A 1,265-nucleotide genomic window follows, 5' to 3' on the forward strand; every position below is an offset into this window, starting at 1 on the left:
TACAAGTCACCCTGTGACCGTATGTCGCAACAGTCAGGCTGCGGCCCGTCAAACATGGGCTATTGGCAGATTAGGAGAAAAAAACAAAAAATTTGCGGTCAATTCGCTTATGGCTTCGTGAATGTCGCAAAATAACCGGCAAAGCCGCGCCGTAAGCAGGGTAAAAGGGGATTTTTGCATCTGCATAACAGTTTATGTGGATGCGACAAATACATATATCTGTAGGTGTTAAAAATAATTGACTACGAAGTCAGCTTTGTCATGTCTTTGCCGTATATGCCTGGGCCTGGCTTACCAGCCAGTCGCGGAAGGCGCGCAGCGAAGCCGACTCAACCTTGCGCTCCGGAATCATCAGATAGTAGGCCTTGTCACTACTCAGGGCATGCCTGTTAGCGACCACCAACCTACCCTCCTCCAACTCGCGCTGTATCAGGAACGGCGGAATCAGGGCGATGCCCATCTCATGCATGGCCGCCTGGGCGAGCATCGAGAATAGTTCATAGCGCGGGCCTGTCATGTCGCGTTCCACATTCATTCCTAGCCTGCGGAACCATTGCCGCCAGGCATAGGGACGCGTGCTCTGCTGCAGCAGTGGCAGTTGGGCAATGCGCTGGGCATCGAGTGCGCCCTGCCCGTCCAGCAGCGCCGGGCTGCACACCGGTACCGGGTTTTCCCCCATCAGCCGGTGCGACTGCGTGCCGGACCAGTCGGCATCGCCGAAATAAATAGCGGCATCGAAGGTGGTGTCGGCAAACAGGAATGGCCGGGTGCGGTTGGTGAGGTTGACGGTGACCTCCGGGTGGCGCTGCTGGAAGTCCTTGAGCCGCGGTAGGAGCCATTGGGTACCGAATGTGGGCACCACGGCCAGCTCGATCACGTTCGCGCCCTGCTGGCGCATTACCGACAAGGTATCGCGCTCTACCGCGTCCAGTTGGGCGGCTACCTGCCGGCTATAGGACAGTCCGGCCTCGGTCAGCTTCACGCCGCGGCGCGAGCGGCGGAACAGTTCCACATTAAGGAAGGCCTCCAGGCCGCCTATCTGCCGACAGACGGCGCCTTGGGTCAGGGCAAGTTCCTGGGCGGCCTTGGTAAAGCTCTCGTTGCGCGCCGCTGCCTCGAAGCATACCAGGGCGGTGGTGCTGGGGATCTTGCGACGCATGTACGTCAACCTCACTCGTCAGGCCGTCAATATGGCGTTTTGCCGATTTACGAAGTGACAAATTATCACTAAATGGTGCGCAATCCTCGTTTGTCCCGGCGGACGA

Annotated in this window: 1 protein-coding gene; it reads right to left on the reverse strand. The window is 58.1% G+C overall.

What is annotated here, in order from left to right:
* Positions 1-259 precede the first annotated feature (259 nt).
* Positions 260-1,159 carry a LysR family transcriptional regulator gene (locus JV551A3_RS01735; RefSeq protein ID WP_133978254.1) on the reverse strand — a complete coding sequence of 300 codons (900 nt, stop codon included), beginning with the start codon at positions 1,157-1,159 and terminating at the stop codon, positions 260-262.
* Positions 1,160-1,265 lie beyond the last annotated feature (106 nt).

Source organism: Pseudomonas inefficax, assembly GCF_900277125.1.
Taxonomy (GTDB): Bacteria; Pseudomonadota; Gammaproteobacteria; order Pseudomonadales; family Pseudomonadaceae; genus Aquipseudomonas; species Aquipseudomonas inefficax.

Bases quoted from the DNA above. Each gene is read 5' to 3' on its own strand.
- JV551A3_RS01735 (WP_133978254.1), bottom strand. From the start codon at position 1,159: ATGCGTCGCAAGATCCCCAGCACCACCGCCCTGGTATGCTTCGAGGCA.